This window comes from Allobosea sp. ASV33 (assembly GCF_016428755.1).
Classification (GTDB): Bacteria; Pseudomonadota; Alphaproteobacteria; order Rhizobiales; family Beijerinckiaceae; genus Allobosea.
The window spans coordinates 25473-42603 of record NZ_JAELTI010000016.1 but is presented as its reverse complement, the minus strand read 5'-3'; the positions used below and the strand labels follow the sequence as shown (position 1 = coordinate 42603).

The window sequence follows — 17131 nt, the reverse complement described above, 5'->3', positions numbered from 1 at the left end:
CGCCGGCCGCTCCGTCAACCTGACCGCGATACCGCCGACCATGTCCCAGATCAGCGCCTCCCTGACGGCGATCCTCGACCTCGAGCCGCTCGAGCGCAACCTGTTCCGCGGTCGCAGCCCGAAATCGAGCTGGCCACGCGTCTTCGGCGGGCAGGTGATCGCGCAATCGCTCTATGCCGCCTGCAAGACGGTCGAGGGCCGGCAGCCGCATTCGCTGCATGCCTATTTCCTGCTGGCCGGCGACCCAGAGGTGCCGATCGTCTACGAGGTCGACCGGCTGCGCGACGGCCGCTCCTTCACCACGCGCCGCGTCCTGGCCATCCAGAAGGGCGAGGCGATCTTCGCCATGTCCGCCTCCTTCCATGTCGAGGAGCCCGGCTACGAGCACCAGATGCCAATGCCGAAGGTGCCGATGCCGGAGGAGCTGCCGGATCGCGAGGAAATGGTGAAGCTGTTCAGCGCGCCGGAGCACAACCCGCTGCAAACCTTTTACCAACGCAAGCGACCGATCGAGATTCGCCCCGTCGAGCTCGAGCGCTATCGCGGCGGCGGCAGCCTGGAGCCGAAGTTCAATGTCTGGATCCGGGCCGTCGAGCCCCTGCCCGACGAGCCTGCCTTCCACCAGAGCGTCCTCGCTTACGCCTCCGACCTGCTCCTGCTCGATTCCAGCCTGATCGCCCATGGCACCTCGGTCTTCAATCGGAAGATCCAGGCTGCGAGCCTCGACCACGCCCTGTGGTTCCACCGGCCGTTTCGCGCCGACGACTGGCTGCTCTACTCGCAGGACAGCCCGTCGACCTCCGGCGCGCGCGGCTTTTCGCGGGGCCTGGTCTTCAACCGGGAAGGCCATCTGGTCGCCTCGGTGGCGCAGGAAGGACTCGTTCGGCCCCGGCCCGATCTCGGCTGACCGGATTTCGGGCAGCTGCGTAGAAACCGACCACCTGCCTGATTATTAGGCAAACTTGCCGCCTTTTTCTCTTCATGCTCGCTGATTCGGCCTCCGGATGCGGCTTTGCCGTGCCCGGAATGCGTTGGCACGTCCCTTGAATTGCATGTTGCGACGCAACTGCGGTCCCGCAGGCGCGAGAGGTGCAACGAGATCGCCGGGGCTGACGACCGGGCGGCGCAGACGGGGAAACCCAGCACATGAAAATCGTGATGGCGATCATCAAGCCGTTCAAGCTGGAGGAGGTGCGCGACGGGCTCACCGCCGTCGGCGTGCACGGCCTGACCGTGACCGAGGTGAAGGGCTACGGCCGCCAGAAGGGTCATACGGAAATCTACCGCGGCGCCGAATATGCCGTGAGCTTCCTGCCCAAGATCAAGATCGAGGTCGCGGTTTCCGACGAGCTCGTCGACCGGGTGATCGAGACGATCACCGCCGCGGCCCGCACCGGCCAGATCGGCGACGGCAAGATCTTCGTCTCGTCGATCGAAAAGGCCGTGCGCATCCGCACCGGCGAAACCGACACCGACGCCCTCTGAGCCCGACCCTTCAGGAGTTTTCGACGATGAATTTCAGGACTTCCCTGCGGGCCGGGTTGACGGGTCTCGCGCTAGCGACACTCACGGCTGGCGTCGCGCTGGCCCAGGCCCCCGCCACACCGCCCGTCCCCAACAAGGGCGACGTTGCCTTCATGATGAGCTCGACGATCCTCGTCCTGCTCATGACAGTGCCCGGCCTCGCGCTGTTCTATGGCGGCCTTGTTCGCACCAAGAACATGCTTTCGGTGCTGACCCAGGTCTTCGCCATCGTCAGCATGGTCTGCATCCTCTGGGTCGCCTATGGCTACTCGCTCGCCTTCACCAATGGCGGCGGCCTGAACGACTTCGTCGGCGGTTTCTCCAAGGCCTTCCTCAGGGGCGTCGACGCCACCACGGTCGCCGGCACCTTCTCGAACGGCGTCTATATCCCCGAATTCGTCTATGTCTGCTTCCAGATGACCTTCGCCTGCATCACGCCGGCACTAATCGTCGGCGCCTTCGCTGAGCGGATGAAGTTCTCGGCCCTGCTGCTCTTCACCGTGCTCTGGGTCACCTTCATCTATTTCCCGATGGCCCACATGGTCTGGTACTGGGGCGGTCCTGACGCCGTCGGCAATGCTGCCAAGGCGCTCGCCGAGGCCGGCGCGGATGGCAAGGCCGCCGCTCAGGCCGCGCTCGACGCCGTCAATGCCGATGCCGGCATGCTCTTCAAATGGGGCGCGCTCGACTTCGCCGGCGGCACGGTCGTCCATATCAACGCAGGCATCGCCGGCCTCGTCGGCTGTATCCTGATCGGCAAGCGCGTCGGCTTCGGCAAGGAACTGATGGCGCCGCACTCGCTGACGATGACGCTGATCGGCGCAGCCCTCCTCTGGGTCGGCTGGTTCGGCTTCAATGCCGGCTCCAACCTCGAGGCCAACGGCACCGCCGGGCTCGCCATGCTCAACACCTTCGTCGCGACCGCGGCGGCGGCGCTGGCCTGGCTCTTCGTCGAATGGGCGGTCAAGGGCAAGCCTTCGATGCTCGGCATGGTCTCGGGCGCCGTCGCCGGCCTCGTTGCCGTCACCCCGGCCGCCGGCTTCGCCGGCCCGATGGGCTCGATCGTGCTCGGCCTCGTTGCGGGCGCCGTCTGCTTCGTCTTCTGCACGACGGTGAAGAACGCGCTCGGCTACGACGATTCGCTCGATGTCTTCGGCATCCACTGCGTCGGCGGCATCATCGGCGCGATCGCGACCGGCATCCTCGTCAACACCACGCTCGGCGGCGCCGGCATCCCCGACTATTCCAGCAAGCCCGGCGAACTCGCAGTCGGCGCCTATGAGTTCGGTCCCGCGGTGATGTCCCAGGTCAAGGCGGTGCTGTTCACCATCGTGTTCAGCGGTGTCGGTTCGGCGATCCTCTACAAGATCGTCGACCTGATCGTCGGCCTGCGCGTCACCACCGATCAGGAACGCGAAGGCCTCGACATCGCCGAGCACGGCGAGCGCGCCTACCATAGCTGATCCTCCCGCCGCTCCCAGCGGCAACTCGGCCCCGGCAGCTCCGCCGGGGCCTTTTTTATGGCCCCGGCCCATCTTGCTCGGGCTGGAAATGGAGAATGACGAAGCGCCGCCCGGCAAGGTTAAGCGGGTCTTAACCTCGGCTTCCTAACCTTCTGCGGATGGCCGGAATGGTGCGGCCCGAAAGTCCGGACAAGACCCGAAACCGCATGCGCACGATCCGCCGCTCCCAATCGCTCATGGACCGCCTGCCCGACCCGGTGCGCGAGTTCCTGTCGCGCCGCGCGTCGGAACTCACCGGCCTCGGCGTTCTCGCCCTGATGGTCGCGATCTCGGTCGCGCTCGCGAGCTGGTCGGTCGACGATCCCAGCCTCAACAACGCCACCAGCGGCGCCGTCCGCAACTGGCTCGGCCGGCCCGGCGCCATGGTCGCCGATCTCCTGATGCAGCTCATCGGCATCGGCGTCATCGCCCTGCTGTTCCCGCCGGTGATCTGGGCGCTCAGGCTCGTCCGCTTCCATATTTTCGATCGCGGCGCCCTCAAGCTCGGCCTCTGGGTCGTCGGCGTCGCCGCGACCGCCGCCGTCGCCAGCGCCCTGCCCGCGACGCCACGCTGGCCCCTGCCCACCGGCATGGGCGGCGTGATCGGCGACGGCCTGCTCTTCGGCACCCGTAATATCGCGGGCATCGCCGGCAGTGCGGTCGGCAGTCTCGTCGGCTTCCTCTATGCCGGCATCGCCATTCTCGCCGTCACCGCTGCCGCCGGCTTCGGCTTCGTCACCGACGAGGACCCGGCGCTCGACAATTACGAGGCCGAGGATAGCTGGTCCGATGGCGACGAGCGCCGCGACGACGAGCCCGGCATCGCGGTCATCCTGATCGGCTGGCTCGCCCATGGCGCGATGGCGCTACGTGCCGCGATCCTGCGCCGCCTGCCGCAGCCGCCGGAGCCTGCGGTCGATACCGGCGTCGTTCCGACCCGTGACAGCAACCGCGTGCGCCGCGAGCCGCAATTTGGCGAGGCCCCGGCCGACCGCCGCAGCCTGCCCGATTTCGATCCCGCGCCGCTGCCGGGCGCGCGCCCCGTTTCGGCTCCGAATCGAGCGTCCGACGATGACGACGCGCCCTTCGATCTCGACGACGAGCCGCAGGATCTGCGCGATCTCAACGCACCGCGCGTGACCATGCCGCGCCCGGCGCCCAAGCCCGGCAAGCGCATGCAGCGCGAGGCGCAGCCCTCCCTGCTCGACCGCGACACGTTCGAATTGCCGCCGCTGACCTATCTGGCCGAGCCGAAGAAGGTCGCCGCCAACGCGGTCTCGACCGACGCATTGGAGCAGAACGCCACGCTGCTCGAAGGCGTGCTGGAGGATTTCGGCGTGCGCGGCGAGATCTCGCAAGTGCGCCCCGGTCCGGTCGTGACGCTCTACGAGCTGGAACCGGCTCCCGGCACGAAATCCTCCCGCGTGATTTCCCTTGCCGACGACATCGCGCGATCGATGAGCGCGGTGTCGGCGCGCGTGGCGGTGGTTCAGGGCAAGAACGCGATCGGCATCGAACTGCCCAACGCCCGCCGCGAGACCGTCTTCCTGCGCGAGCTTTTGGCGAGTCAGGATTTCGAATCGACCAAGCACAAGCTCGCGCTCTGCCTCGGCAAGACCATCGGCGGCGAGCCGGTGATCGCGGATTTGGCGCGCATGCCGCATCTGCTCGTGGCGGGCACCACCGGCTCGGGCAAGTCGGTCGCGATCAACACGATGATCCTGTCGATCCTCTACCGGCTGAAGCCGGAGGAGTGCCGCCTGATCATGGTCGATCCCAAGATGCTCGAGCTCTCCGTCTATGACGGCATCCCGCATCTGCTCACCCCCGTCGTCACCGATCCCAAGAAGGCGGTCGTCGCCCTCAAATGGGCGGTGCGCGAGATGGAGGAGCGCTACAAGAAGATGTCGAAGCTCTCGGTGCGCAACATCGACGGCTTCAATGCCAGGGTCGGCGAGGCCAAGGCGGCCGGCGAGGTCATCACGCGGACCGTCCAGACCGGCTTCGACAAGCATTCGGGCGAGGCGATCTATGAGGAGGAGGTCATGGACCTCGAGCCTCTGCCCTATATCGTCGTCATCGTCGACGAGATGGCCGACCTGATGATGGTCGCCGGCAAGGAGATCGAGGGCACGATCCAGCGCCTCGCCCAGATGGCGCGCGCCGCAGGCATCCATGTCGTGCTGGCGACGCAGCGCCCCTCGGTCGACGTCATCACTGGCACGATCAAGGCGAATTTCCCGACCCGTATCTCCTTCCAGGTGACCTCGAAGATCGACTCGCGCACGATCCTGGGCGAGATGGGCGCCGAGCAGCTTCTGGGCCAGGGCGACATGCTCTACATGGCCGGCGGCGGGCGCATCACCCGCGTCCACGGCCCCTTCGTCTCGGACAACGAGGTCGAGAAGGTCGTCGCCCATCTGAAGACGCAAGGCCGGCCGCAATATCTCGATGCCGTCACCTCCGAGGAGGAGGAAGCGGGCGAGGACGAGGACGGCGCCGTCTTCGACAAGACCGGCATGGGCTCGACCGACTCGGACGATCCCTACGAGCAGGCGGTGGCGGTCGTGCTGCGCGACAAGAAGGCCTCGACCTCCTATATCCAGCGCCGCCTCCAGATCGGCTACAACCGCGCCGCCTCCATCATGGAGCGCATGGAGAACGAGGGCATCGTCGGGCCCGCAAACCACGCCGGAAAGCGCGAGATCCTCGTCGAGGGCCAGAATCAGCACGACGAATGAGGCTTGCGACAACGGCGCGCCCTTGCGGGCGCCTGCGCCAGTCCTCAAATTGCCATGACGTTGCTGCAACTTACGCGGCAGACCCGGCGTTTAAGCGAAAGGTGGATCAGCCATCGCATGATCCCCGGCTCAGCGATCTCTAAGCTTCGGCAGGAATGACCGCGGCACAAGGAATGGAGCAGCCTTGCTCGACAGATTGACCCCGGCCGTTCGGGCTTCGGTTCTGGTGGCGACGCTCGCCGGCGGCGCGCTGGCGGCCGGCCCGCTCGCAGCCCAGCCGCTCCAGCTGCAGCCGCCGAAGCCTGTCGCCGCCAAGCCGGCGGCGCCGCGCCTCGTGTTGCCGCCGCCCCGGCCGGCTGGTCTCGGCGAGGCCCGCAGCGCCGCGGCGGAGGCCGCTCCCGTCCAGCCTGTGGCGACCAACGCGCCGGCCGCGGCCGCCCCCGTGGCTGAGACGGTAAAGCCCGCTGCCGCTCCCGCCAAGGGGAAGCAAGCCCCTCCTGCGACCCAGGAAGAGGCTGTCGAGCGGCTGAACGCCTATCTCAACAGCTTCCAGACCCTGCAGGGCAATTTCATCCAGCACGCCGCCAATGGCCGGCGCCTGGAAGGTCGCATCTATATCCAGCGCCCCGGCAAGATGCGTTTCGAATACGAGCCGCCGACGACCACGGAAGTGATCGCGGACGGTACCTCGGTCGCCATTCGCGACAAGCGCCTCGCGACGCAGGATCTCTATTCGATCGGCCAGACGCCCTTGAAGTTCCTCGTGCGCGAGAAGATGGATCTGGCGCGAGAAGGCACGCTCAAGGGCGCCAGCGTCGACGGCGACCTGCTCACCGTGCGACTGGAGGACCGCTCGACGCTCGGCGGCACCTCGAAGATCACCCTGAAATTCGATCTCGTCGCCAACGAGCTCCGGCAATGGGTCGTGGTCGATCCGCAGGGCTACGAGACCGCGATCTCGCTTTACAATCTCGACACCCGCCGCCGGCCCGATCCGCAGAATTTCGTGATCGACTACCAGCGCAAGCTCTGACGGCCCGCGGCAAGCCGAAAACGGCTTGCCTTTTGCGGCTCGACGACCCAGTTTCCGGCCTCCTCCCCGCCGGAATTCTCGCGTGCAACTCACCGTCACCAGCTGGAACATCAATTCCGTTCGCCTGCGCATCGGCATGGTCGGGGAGTACCTCGCCGCGCACGCTCCCGACGTGCTCTGCCTGCAGGAGACCAAGACTCCGGACGAGCAGTTCCCGGCCAAGGCCTTTCACCAGCTCGGCTATGTCCACCAGGCCTTCATCGGTCAGAAGGGCTATAACGGCGTCGCCATCGTCTCGAAATTGCCCTTCAGCGAGAAGGAGGCGATGTCGATGTGCGGCCGCAACGACGCCCGGCACATGACGGTGACGCTCGACAAGGCGGCCGGCCCCGCCGCCGGCATCGCGATCCATAATTTCTATATCCCGGCCGGCGGCGACCTGCCCGACCCCGAGAAGAACGACAAGTTCGCCCATAAGCTCGCCTTCCTCGACGAGATCGGCGCCTGGGGCGTGACCAAGAAGCCGACCGACCGGCCTGCGATCCTGCTCGGCGATCTCAATATCGCGCCATACGAGCACGATGTCTGGAGCCACAAGCAGCTCCTCGACGTCGTCAGCCATACGCCGATCGAGACGACGACGCTGGAGAAGCTGCGCAGCGAGCTCGGCTGGACCGACGCAGCGCGCACGCTGCGGCCCGAACCCCAAAAACTCTATTCCTGGTGGAGCTATCGCGCCCAGGACTGGGCGGCCTCGAACAAGGGCCGCCGGCTCGACCATATCTGGCTCTCCGACGGGCTGAAGCCGGCTTTGCGCGACCTCACCTTCCTGCGCGAGGCCCGCGGCTGGGAGCGCCCCTCCGACCACGTCCCGGTTACCGTGACGCTGGAGCTCTGACGCAGGCCACGCGGCCTTCCATGCCGCATCGGTCCCTCCGCCATGCCGGGCCGTCCTAACCGCCAGGCCCGCCCGCGTGGTATTGGCTTCGCGAAACGTCAGGCGAAGCCAGTCCCGTGCAGCCAGCTCTCCCCACCTCGCTCTCGTTCCGCGATGCGCTGCTTACCTTGGCCGTCATGGTGGTCTGGGGCACGAATTTCGTCGTCATCCATATCGGCGTGGAGCATTTCCCGCCGCTGCTGTTCGCGGCGCTGCGCTTCACCTTCGCGCTCCTGCCGGCTGTCTTCTTCCTCAAGCGCCCGGACGCGCCCTGGAGCAAACTCGCCGCCTATGGTGTCCTGATCGGCGCCGGGCAGTTCGGCCTGCTATTCTTCGCGATCAAGGGCTATATCGCGCCGGGCCTCGCCTCGCTCGTGGTGCAGTCGCAGCCTTTCTTCACGATCCTGCTGGCGGCCGCGATCACGCATGAGCGCGTGCAGCCCTTCCAGGTCGCCGGCCTTGCGCTGGCCGCCGTCGGGATCGGCGTGATTCTCTGGCACACTGACGGCTCGACCACGCCGCTCGGCATCGTCCTCGTGCTCGGCGCCGCGATTTGCTGGGCAGCCGGCAATATCGTCGCGCGCAGCACGCCCAAGGTCGACATGCTCGCCTATGTCGTCTGGACCAGCCTGTTCGCGATCCCGCCACTCCTTGCCCTCTCCTGGCTGATCGAGGGCTGGCCGGCGATCCGCATGGGCCTCGCCACGGCTCCGGCCGCCGCCTGGGCTGCCGCGATCTGGCAGGCGGTCGGCAATGTCATGTTTGGCTATGCCGTCTGGGGCTGGCTGCTCTCGCGCTATGCCGCCGCCACCGTCGCGCCGACGGCGCTGCTCGTCCCGGTCTTCGGCATGGGTGCCGCGGCGATCTGGCTCGGCGAGCCCCTGCCGGTCTGGAAGTTCGTCGCGGCCGGGCTCGTGATGTCGGGCCTGTGCATCAACATCCTGTGGCCGCGCTTCGCCGCAATCCGGGCAGCCCGGCACCCGCCCTCGTCCTGAACGAGAGCTACGTCCGGTCGATTGCATCCAGCGCTTCCTGGACGGCCGTGAGCTCGCCGACGAAGCCTTGTAACCGAGCTCCGATCGCAGCCGCGATGGCCTCGGCCGAATCAGGCGATTCGCCGAGCACGCGCCGCATCACGCTGCGCGGCAATCGCATCACCTGCGTCGGCTCGCGCGCGATGGCCGTGACCTGACGCGGCACCGAGGTGAACAAGGCAAGTTCGCCGATCATCGCGCCGGGCCCGACGATCTCGGTCGCGGGCTTGCCGTCATCCTGCACGGTCAGAGCAACCGCACCCGACACCACCAGCACCGCCCCGTCCGAGGGCTCGCCGGCACGGAACAGCACGTCCCCGGCGCGCAGGATGCGGCTTTCGGCCGCGAAGGCGAGCAGCCTCAGCGCATCGCGATCCATCAGGCTCAGCAGCGGCTGCCGGGCCAGCAGGGCCATGTCTTCGTCGAGTGCCATCCGTCAGGGATTCAGCCGGTAACCGCCGGCATCGGTGACCAGCAGGCGGGCATTGCCGGGATCGGGCTCGATCTTCTGGCGCAGCCGGTAGATATGGGTTTCGAGCGTATGCGTCGTCACCTGGCTGTTATAGCCCCAGACCTCCTGCAGCAGCACCTCCCGCGCGATCGGCTTGCGGCCGGCGCGATAGAGGAAACGCAGGATCGCCGTCTCCTTCTCGGTCAGCTTGGTCTTCGAGCCCTTCTCGCTGACGAGCAGCTTGGAACCCGGATGGAAGGTATAAGGCCCGACTTGAAAAATGGCGTCCTCGCTCGCCTCGTATTGCCTGAGATGGGCGCGGATGCGCGCCAGCAGCACGGCGAACTTGAACGGCTTGACCACATAGTCGTTGGCGCCGGCCTCGAGCCCGAGCACGGTATCGGCATCCGAGCCCTGTGCCGTCAGCATCACCACCGGGCTCTTGAAGCCGTTCTTGCGCATAACCTTGACGGCCTCACGCCCGTCCATGTCGGGCAGGCCGACATCCATGACGGCGAGGTCGACCCGGTCGCCCTGCACGGCCTTGATCGCCGCCGTCGCGGTATCGGCCGTCGACAGGCGAAACTCCTCGTAGAGCGAAAGCTGCTCGGACAGCGTGTCGCGCAGGGTCTGATCGTCATCGACCAGCAGAATATGATGGGCGGCGGACATGAATGGGGTTCGCTCGGACGCAGGGATTGCGGCAACATGAGCCTGCTGAGTCGTCATCGCAAGTGAGGCCGCCTGGAATTCCCGTGAGAAACCGCATCGATCACCCCGCCGCGCCGCATGACAGGCCGCGCAACCTCACCGCTCTGCGCGTCTTCGCCTCGGTCCAGGACCGGCGCAAGGGCTTTCTCGTCGCCGGTGGCGCGGTGTTTCCCTGCGCGCTCGGCCGCTCCGGCATCGGCACCGTCAAACGCGAGGGCGATGGTCGCACACCGCGCTTCGATCTGCCCCTGCGCAGCGTTTTCTACCGGGCCGACCGCCTGCCTCGCCCCCGCACGCTGCTGCCGCTGAGGCGGATCGGCCCCCGCGATGCCTGGTGCGACGACCAGAAGGACCGGCGCTACAACCGCCTGATCGACCGTCCGCCGGGCGAAGCCGAGGAACGGCTCAAGCGCGAGGATCATCTCTATGATGTGATCGTCGAGCTCGGCTGGAACGACCGGCCGGTGCAGCGCGGGCGCGGCAGCGCGATCTTCTGGCACCTCGCCCGCGCCGGCTTCACCCCCACCGCCGGCTGCGTCGCGGTCGAGGGCCATGTCTTCGCCAAGCTGCTGCCGCGGCTCGCCCGCCATTGCCGGATCGTGGTGAGGTGAGCTAGGACGGACGCCGAGCACCGTCTCGACCATCCTCTCCGGAATCGACCGGCGCATGCCAGGCACCGTCCTGCATCGCAGGCCGCTCCCAGCTTGAGAACTGCGATGACTGATTCGGTCTCCACCGGCTTCCGCTTCGGGCGGATCGCCGCCATGCTGCCTGTCGCCAACATGGCCCGCGCCTGCGACTTCTATGTCGGCGCCCTCGGCTTCCAAAAAACCTTCGAGAACGGCGACCCCGTCGGCTTCATGATCCTGAAGCGCGACGCAGCCGAACTGCACTTGACGCTTCAGCCCGGCCACAAGGCCGTGCCCTTCAACGTCGTCCACATGATGGTCGAGGATATCGACGCGGTGCACGCCGTGATCCGCTCGCGCGGCCTGCGCATCGTCAAGGGCCTGCGCGACAAGGATTACGGCCTGCGCGCCTTCGTCTTCGAAGACCCAGACGGCAACCGCATCGATGTCGGCGAACCATTGCAGCGGGCTTGAAACGCGCTGTCATCCCGTGCGCGCCGCGGCGCGCAGTGCCGCTGCGCAGACACGGGACCGCGTGACGAGAAGGCGCCTTTTCCGGAGGACGATCCCGTGTCTGCGCAGCAGCATTTCATCCTGCGGCGCGTACGGGATGACGCCCTGGTTACCGTCACCCCCGCGCCCCGAAGATCGCGCTGCCGACGCGCACATAGGTCGCGCCGAGCTGGATCGCCGCCTCGTAATCGGCGCTCATGCCCATGGACAGGCCCTTGAGCCCGTTGCGGGCGGCGATCTTGGCGAGCAGCCCGAAATGCGGTGAGGGGGGCTCCTCGGCCGGCGGAATGCACATCAGCCCCTCGATCGCGAGACCGTGAACCTCGCGGCAGCGGGCGATGAAGGCATCGGCCTCGGCCGGCAGCACGCCGCCCTTCTGCGCCTCCTCGCCGGTATTGACCTGAACGAACAACCGCGGGGTCCGCCCCACCCGCGCGATCTCGCGCGCCAGCTCCTTCGCCAGGCTCTCGCGATCGAGCGACTGGATGACGTCGAAGAGCTCGACCGCCTCGCGCGCCTTGTTCGATTGCAGCGGGCCGATCATGTGCAGCTCGGCATCCGGGAAGCGCTCCTTCAGCGCCGGCCATTTCGCCTTGGCCTCCTGGACGTAGTTCTCGCCAAAGATGCGCTGCCCGGCTTCGAGCACTTCGGTGATCTGCTCGGCCGGCTTGGTCTTGGAGACCGCGATCAGCGCGACCGCGCCAGCTTCACGCCCGAAATCGCGCTCCGCGCGGCCGATCGCCGTTCGAATCTCAGCCAAACGCGTAACCGTATCGCTCATCTGCCAGCCTCTCATGCCCTGCACGCCGTTGACCGCGTGCGCGCAATGGTGTCCTAGAGCAGGTTGCAAGATTCCGACATCCGGTTTTTGCATTCAGCCCCTGCGCCGGCCTGCCTCCGGGAGCCGGCAAACCCGCAAGAATTGCCCGCTGACATGGCCGTCGAACGCTACAATCCGAAAGAGTCCGAGCCGAAATGGCGCACCGTCTGGGAAGAGCGCAAGCTTTTCGAGACGAAGAACGACGACACACGGCCGAGCTACTACGTCCTCGAGATGTTCCCCTATCCGTCGGGGCGCATCCATATGGGCCATGTCCGCAACTACGCGATGGGCGACGTCGTTGCGCGCTACAAGCGCGCCAAGGGCTTCTCGGTGCTGCACCCGATGGGTTGGGACGCATTCGGCCTGCCGGCCGAGAACGCCGCCAAGCAGAAGAAGGTCCATCCGCGCGAATGGACCTACGAGAACATCGCGACGATGCGCAAGCAGCTCAAGTCGATGGGCCTGTCGCTCGACTGGAGCCGCGAGCTCGCGACCTGCGACCCCAGCTACTATCGCCATCAGCAGAAGATGTTCCTGGACTTCCTGAAGGCCGGGCTGGTCGATCGCAAGACCGCCAAGGTCAACTGGGATCCGGTCGACGAGACCGTGCTGGCGAACGAGCAGGTCATCGACGGCCGTGGTTGGCGCTCCGGCGCCCCGGTCGAGATCCGCGAGCTGACGCAGTGGTTCTTCAAGATCACCGAATACGGCCAGGAGCTGAACGACGCGCTCGACGGCCTGACGCGTTGGCCCGAAAAAGTCCGGCTTATGCAGAAGAACTGGATCGGCCGCTCGGAAGGCCTGCTGGTTCGTTTCGCTCTCGAATCGAATGGTGCGGGACAGGACGAGGTCGAGGTCTATACGACCCGGCCCGACACGCTGTTCGGTGCGAAATTCGTCGCCATCGCGCCCGATCACCCAATCGCCAAGTCGATCGCGGCGAAGAGCCCGTCGCTGCAGGCCTTCATCGAGGAGTGCAAGCGCACCGGCACGGCGCAGGAAGCGATCGACAAGGCCGAGAAACTCGGCTTCGACACCGGCCTACGCGCTATCCACCCGCTCGATCCGAATTGGACGCTGCCGGTCTATGTCGCGAACTTCGTGCTAATGGAATACGGCACCGGCGCCATCTTCGGCTGCCCGGCGCATGACCAGCGCGATCTCGACTTCGTCAACAAATACGGCCTGGGCAACATCCCGGTCGTCGCGCCCGAGGGCACCGATCCCGCGAGCTTCGTCATCACCGGCACCGCCTATGACGGCGACGGCCGCATGATCAATTCCCGCTTTCTCGACGGCCTGACCATCGCGGAAGCCAAGGAGGAAGTCGCCCGCAGGCTCGAAGCCGAGATCCGCGGCAACCGCCCGGTCGGCCAGCGCAAGGTCAATTTCCGCCTGCGCGACTGGGGCATCTCGCGTCAGCGCTACTGGGGCTGCCCGATCCCGGTCATCCATTGTTCCGCCTGCGGAACGGTGCCGGTTCCGGATGCCGATCTGCCCGTAAAGCTGCCGGATGACGTCTCCTTCGAGAAGCCGGGCAACCCGCTCGACCATCATCCGACCTGGAAGCACGTCGCCTGCCCGCAATGCGGCAAGGAGGCCCGCCGCGAGACGGACACGATGGACACTTTCGTCGATTCGTCCTGGTATTTCGCCCGCTTCACCGATCCGTGGCGGACGGAGAGCCCGACTGACCGCAAGGCCGTCGACCGCTTCCTGCCGGTCGACCAGTATATCGGCGGCGTCGAGCACGCGATCCTGCACCTGCTCTATTCGCGCTTCTTCACCCGCGCGATGAAGAAAACCGGCCATGCCGGGCTGGACGAGCCTTTCGCCGGTCTGTTCACGCAGGGCATGGTCGTGCACGAGACCTATCGCGCCGCCAATGGCGACTGGGTCGAGCCGGGCAATGTCCGCATCGAGGTCTCCGGCACCGACCGGCGCGGCTTCGACGTCGATACCGGCGCGCCGATCGAGATCGGCTCGATCGAGAAGATGTCGAAGTCCAAGAAGAACGTCGTGGACCCCGACGACATCATCGCCTCCTACGGCGCGGATACCGCGCGCTGGTTCATGCTCTCGGATTCGCCGCCGGATCGCGACGTGATCTGGACCGATGAGGGCGTGCAGGGCGCGGCCCGCTTCGTCCAGCGTCTCTGGCGCATGGTCGCAGAGATCGCCGAACGCACCGGCGGCAAGGCCGGCAAGCCCGCCGAGATCGGCGAGGCCGCCCTCACCTTGCGCAAGGCCAGCCATCGTGCGCTCGATGCCGTCGGTGCCGATATCGAGCGCCTCGGCTTCAACCGCTGCGTCGCTCATATCTACACGCTGACCAATGCCATCGGTAAGGCGCTCGACGCCGCGGCCGAGAAACCCGAGCTCGATGCCGATATCGCCTTCGCGCTCCTTGAGGCTGCCACGATCGTCACCCAGCTTGTGGCGCCGATGATGCCGCATCTGGCCGAGGAATGCTGGCAGGCGCTCCGCCAGCAGGGCCTCGCCGGCGAAGCGTCCTGGCCTGAGGTCGATCCTGCCTTGCTGAAGGATGACAGCATCACGCTGCCGGTCCAGATCAACGGCAAGAAGCGGGCGGACGTGACCGTGGCTGCCGATGCCGATACGGTGGCGGTGGAAGCGGCCGTTCGTGCCAACGAGGCCGTCCAGCGGGCCCTCGAAGGGCGTCCGATCCGCAAGATTATCGTGGTTCCCGGGAGAATCGTGAATGTCGTCGTCTGAAGCTCTCTCCCGCCGCGGCCTGCTTGCGGCCGCGCTGACGGTCGCGGCCCTGGCCGGCGGCTGCTTCCAGCCGCTCTATTCCGACTCCACCGCCAGCACGATCTTGGGCAGCAGCGTCAAGACGGCGCTGCGCGGCGTCGAGATCCCGGAGATCAAGGGCCTGATCGGTCACTATTTCCGCAACGAGCTGGTCTACGAGCTCGACGGCAGCGGCGACCCGGACGCCCCGAGGACCTCTAAGTTGGAGGCAGCCGTCGCTGAATCGGTCGAGGTTGTCACGGTCGACTACGCCAATGGCCGGGCCGATTCGGCCGTCCTTGTGGCGACGATCACCTGGAAGCTCACCCAGAACGGCACCGGCAAGGTTCTCGCCTCCGGCACGAACTCGGTCCGCGTTCCCTATGAGCGATCCTCGCAGCGCTTCGCCACCGTTCGCGCGGCGCGCAATGCGCAGGTCAGCGCGGCGAAGAACCTCGCCACCATCGTCAAGGGACAGATCGCCGCCGATCTGACCTCCTGACGCGCCATGGTTGCGATCAAGGCGCACGAGGCCGAGCGGACGCTCGCACGACTCGATCCCGCCTGGCGGCTGGTTCTGATCTACGGTCCCGACGCGGGCCTCGTCTCGGAACGGGCCGCGGGTCTGGCCCGTGCCAGCGTCGACGATCCGCAGGATGCGTTCCAGCTCGTGCGCATGGATGGCGACGCCATCGCCTCCGATCCGCTCAAGCTGGCCGACGAGGCCAATACGATCGGGCTCTTCGGCGGTCGCCGGGCCATCAGGGTCTCTCCGACCTCGAAGCCGCTGCTCGCTGCCCTGGAACCCCTGCTGGCGACCCCGTCGCAGGATGCGCTCGTCATCATCGAAGCCGGCGACCTCCAGCGCAGCAACCCCATCCGCACCGCCTGCGAGAAGGCGAAGACGGCGCTGGCCGTGCCCTGTTATGGCGACGCAGCGCGCGATCTCGGCTCGATCATCGATGAAATGGTTCGCGCGGCCGGCAAGTCGATCGACCGTGTGACGCGCGATCATCTCGCCGGCCTGCTCGGCGGCGACCGGCAGACCTCGCGCCGCGAGATCGAGAAGCTGCTGCTCTATGTCGGCACGGACGCCGCCGTGCAGGTCGAGCATGTCGATGCGATCGTCGGCGACACCGCCCAGCGCGAGCAGGCCATGCTGGTCGATGCCGTGTTTACTGGAAAGCTGCCGGTCCTGGACTTGGCCCAGGCCAAACTCAGCAGCGAGGGGCTGGATCCCGGCGTGATGCTCGGCGCTGTCCTGCGCCAGGCCTTGACGCTTCTGAAGGCGCGCCAGTCGATCGATGCCGGCAAGGGGCTCCGCGATGTCGTCGCGACGATGCGCCTGCCCTATCCGCGCATCGCGACCACGGAAGCGGCGCTGAACGCCTGGTCGAGCGCGAAATTGAGCGAAGCTGTCGGCCTGCTCGGCAATGCCGTTCTGGCGACGCGGCAGAACGCCGATATGGGCCGGGCCATTGCGACCCGCGCGCTGTGGACCCTCGCCCGGCTCGGACGCGCCGGCCGGGGCGACTAGACGCGACTGCCCGCCTTCGACGTCAGTCGGCTCCCCGCGGAAATGCCCTCGGTCAGGACTTCAGGCGGTGACAGAGCGCGTCGAGCTGCTCGAGCGTCTTGTAGCCGATCTTGACCTCGCCCGAGCCATTCGCCTTGTGCCCGATCGAGACGGAGAGGCCTAGCGCCTCTTCCAGCGCCTTCTCCAGGGCCCGGGTGTCCGGATCCTTCACCGGTTTCGGCTTGCTCGGGACAGCGCTCTTGGTCTCGCCACGCGCCTCGTCCTGCACGATCCGCTCGATATCGCGAACGCTCAAGCCTTCGTCGATGATCTTCTGCGCCATGAATTCCGGGTCCGAAACGGACAGGAGCGCGCGGGCATGGCCGGCCGAAACCGCGCCTTCGCTCACCAGCTTCCGCACCGGCTCTGGCAATTTAGACAGGCGCAGCGTATTGGCGACGTGGCTGCGGCTCTTGCCGATGACGCGCGCCAAGTCGTTCTGCGTGTAGCCGAATTCGGCGATCAAGCGCTCATAGCCGGCGGCTTCCTCGATCGCATTGAGATCCGTGCGCTGCACGTTCTCGACAATGGCGATCTCCAGCGCCTCCCGGTCATCCGCCTCGACCAGAATAACCGGCACGTCATGCAACTCGGCGCGCTGCGCCGCGCGCCAGCGACGCTCGCCGGCGATGATCTCATAAGCATCCATCATTCCGGGAATGGAACGAACGATGATCGGCTGGAGGATGCCGCGCTCGCGGATCGAGGTCGTCAGATCCTCGAGATCCTCCTCAACGAAATTGCGACGCGGATTGCGGGCGCTCGGCCGCAGGAACTCAACGGGAACGCGGCGCTGTCCACGCGCACGCTCGATCGCCCCGATCTCGTCACCCACATCGCCGATCAGCGCCGCCAGACCGCGGCCCAGGCGGGAACGCCCCTGTTCTTCGGCCATCGCCATCC

General features: G+C 66.7%; 16 protein-coding genes. 12 read left to right on the top strand and 4 right to left on the bottom strand.

Going from position 1 to position 17131, the window contains the following annotated elements:
• Nucleotides 1-40 precede the first annotated feature (40 nt).
• The 7 genes from tesB to JHD80_RS07450 all read left to right on the top strand — a co-directional run bounded on the left by tesB (nt 41) and on the right by JHD80_RS07450 (nt 8732).
• Nucleotides 41-907, top strand: a complete 867-nt coding sequence (gene tesB, locus JHD80_RS07480; RefSeq protein ID WP_199085747.1) for an acyl-CoA thioesterase II — start codon at nt 41-43, stop codon at nt 905-907.
• A 239-nt stretch (nt 908-1146) separates the two neighbouring features.
• Complete coding sequence (locus JHD80_RS07475; protein WP_199085746.1) at nt 1147-1485, top strand: P-II family nitrogen regulator; 339 nt, start codon at nt 1147-1149, stop codon at nt 1483-1485.
• 26 nt (nt 1486-1511) lie between these two features.
• Nucleotides 1512-2987, top strand: a complete 1476-nt coding sequence (locus tag JHD80_RS07470; RefSeq protein WP_199085745.1) for an ammonium transporter — start codon at nt 1512-1514, stop codon at nt 2985-2987.
• Between the two features lie 206 nt (nt 2988-3193).
• Nucleotides 3194-5767 carry a DNA translocase FtsK gene (locus JHD80_RS07465; RefSeq protein ID WP_199085744.1) on the top strand — a complete coding sequence of 858 codons (2574 nt, stop codon included), beginning with the start codon at nt 3194-3196 and terminating at the stop codon, nt 5765-5767.
• A 184-nt stretch (nt 5768-5951) separates the two neighbouring features.
• On the top strand, nt 5952-6800 hold the full coding sequence (locus JHD80_RS07460) for a LolA family protein (protein ID WP_199085743.1): 849 nt from the start codon (nt 5952-5954) through the stop codon (nt 6798-6800).
• Between the two features lie 82 nt (nt 6801-6882).
• Complete coding sequence (gene xth, locus JHD80_RS07455) at nt 6883-7698, top strand: exodeoxyribonuclease III (RefSeq protein WP_199085742.1); 816 nt, start codon at nt 6883-6885, stop codon at nt 7696-7698.
• 116 nt (nt 7699-7814) lie between these two features.
• Nucleotides 7815-8732 carry an EamA family transporter gene (locus JHD80_RS07450; protein ID WP_349237226.1) on the top strand — a complete coding sequence of 306 codons (918 nt, stop codon included), beginning with the start codon at nt 7815-7817 and terminating at the stop codon, nt 8730-8732.
• 7 nt (nt 8733-8739) lie between these two features.
• Here the strand turns inward: JHD80_RS07450 and JHD80_RS07445 are convergent, their stop codons facing one another.
• A complete protein-coding gene (locus JHD80_RS07445) occupies nt 8740-9204 on the bottom strand; it encodes a cyclic nucleotide-binding domain-containing protein (protein WP_199085741.1) in 465 nt (154 codons plus the stop codon).
• A gap of 3 nt (nt 9205-9207) precedes the next feature.
• The gene (locus JHD80_RS07440) at nt 9208-9894 is read right to left on the bottom strand and encodes a response regulator transcription factor (protein ID WP_199085740.1); all 687 of its coding nucleotides are present in this window, start codon (nt 9892-9894) and stop codon (nt 9208-9210) included.
• Nucleotides 9895-9977: 83 nt separating this feature from the next.
• On the opposite strand from JHD80_RS07440, the gene JHD80_RS07435 reads away from it, so the two are divergent.
• On the top strand, nt 9978-10544 hold the full coding sequence (locus JHD80_RS07435; RefSeq protein WP_349237225.1) for a L,D-transpeptidase family protein: 567 nt from the start codon (nt 9978-9980) through the stop codon (nt 10542-10544).
• A 105-nt stretch (nt 10545-10649) separates the two neighbouring features.
• Entirely contained in the window at nt 10650-11036 is a 387-nt protein-coding gene (locus JHD80_RS07430) for a glyoxalase superfamily protein (RefSeq protein ID WP_199085738.1), read from the top strand.
• 154 nt (nt 11037-11190) lie between these two features.
• Here the strand turns inward: JHD80_RS07430 and JHD80_RS07425 are convergent, their stop codons facing one another.
• Entirely contained in the window at nt 11191-11856 is a 666-nt protein-coding gene (locus JHD80_RS07425; RefSeq protein ID WP_199085737.1) for a YggS family pyridoxal phosphate-dependent enzyme, read from the bottom strand.
• A gap of 153 nt (nt 11857-12009) precedes the next feature.
• On the opposite strand from JHD80_RS07425, the gene leuS reads away from it, so the two are divergent.
• The 3 genes from leuS to holA are packed head-to-tail and all read left to right on the top strand — an operon-like array spanning nt 12010 to nt 16189.
• Nucleotides 12010-14634 (top strand): leucine--tRNA ligase, encoded by a 2625-nt coding sequence (gene leuS / locus JHD80_RS07420; protein WP_199085736.1) that lies wholly within the window; start codon nt 12010-12012, stop codon nt 14632-14634.
• The gene (locus JHD80_RS07415) at nt 14621-15154 is read left to right on the top strand and encodes an LPS assembly lipoprotein LptE (protein WP_199085735.1); all 534 of its coding nucleotides are present in this window, start codon (nt 14621-14623) and stop codon (nt 15152-15154) included. Before leuS ends, JHD80_RS07415 begins: the two co-directional genes overlap by 14 nt.
• Nucleotides 15155-15160: 6 nt before the next feature.
• A complete protein-coding gene (holA, locus tag JHD80_RS07410; RefSeq protein ID WP_199085734.1) occupies nt 15161-16189 on the top strand; it encodes a DNA polymerase III subunit delta in 1029 nt (342 codons plus the stop codon).
• A 52-nt stretch (nt 16190-16241) separates the two neighbouring features.
• Here holA and JHD80_RS07405 read toward each other — a convergent pair whose 3' ends face one another.
• The gene (locus tag JHD80_RS07405; RefSeq protein ID WP_199085733.1) at nt 16242-17123 is read right to left on the bottom strand and encodes a ParB/RepB/Spo0J family partition protein; all 882 of its coding nucleotides are present in this window, start codon (nt 17121-17123) and stop codon (nt 16242-16244) included.
• Nucleotides 17124-17131: the final 8 nt, after the last annotated feature.

What these genes read in the sequence shown, in the direction of transcription:
- tesB (WP_199085747.1), top strand. Translation starts at nt 41, where the DNA reads ATGTCCCAGATCAGCGCCTCCCTGACGGCGATCCTCGACCTCGAGCCG.
- holA (WP_199085734.1), top strand. Translation starts at nt 15,161, where the DNA reads ATGGTTGCGATCAAGGCGCACGAGGCCGAGCGGACGCTCGCACGACTC.
- JHD80_RS07470 (WP_199085745.1), top strand. Translation starts at nt 1,512, where the DNA reads ATGAATTTCAGGACTTCCCTGCGGGCCGGGTTGACGGGTCTCGCGCTA.
- leuS (WP_199085736.1), top strand. Translation starts at nt 12,010, where the DNA reads ATGGCCGTCGAACGCTACAATCCGAAAGAGTCCGAGCCGAAATGGCGC.
- JHD80_RS07405 (WP_199085733.1), bottom strand. Translation starts at nt 17,123, where the DNA reads ATGGCCGAAGAACAGGGGCGTTCCCGCCTGGGCCGCGGTCTGGCGGCG.
- JHD80_RS07425 (WP_199085737.1), bottom strand. Translation starts at nt 11,856, where the DNA reads ATGAGCGATACGGTTACGCGTTTGGCTGAGATTCGAACGGCGATCGGC.
- JHD80_RS07475 (WP_199085746.1), top strand. Translation starts at nt 1,147, where the DNA reads ATGAAAATCGTGATGGCGATCATCAAGCCGTTCAAGCTGGAGGAGGTG.
- JHD80_RS07430 (WP_199085738.1), top strand. Translation starts at nt 10,650, where the DNA reads ATGACTGATTCGGTCTCCACCGGCTTCCGCTTCGGGCGGATCGCCGCC.
- JHD80_RS07440 (WP_199085740.1), bottom strand. Translation starts at nt 9,894, where the DNA reads ATGTCCGCCGCCCATCATATTCTGCTGGTCGATGACGATCAGACCCTG.
- JHD80_RS07445 (WP_199085741.1), bottom strand. Translation starts at nt 9,204, where the DNA reads ATGGCACTCGACGAAGACATGGCCCTGCTGGCCCGGCAGCCGCTGCTG.
- JHD80_RS07415 (WP_199085735.1), top strand. Translation starts at nt 14,621, where the DNA reads ATGTCGTCGTCTGAAGCTCTCTCCCGCCGCGGCCTGCTTGCGGCCGCG.
- JHD80_RS07465 (WP_199085744.1), top strand. Translation starts at nt 3,194, where the DNA reads ATGCGCACGATCCGCCGCTCCCAATCGCTCATGGACCGCCTGCCCGAC.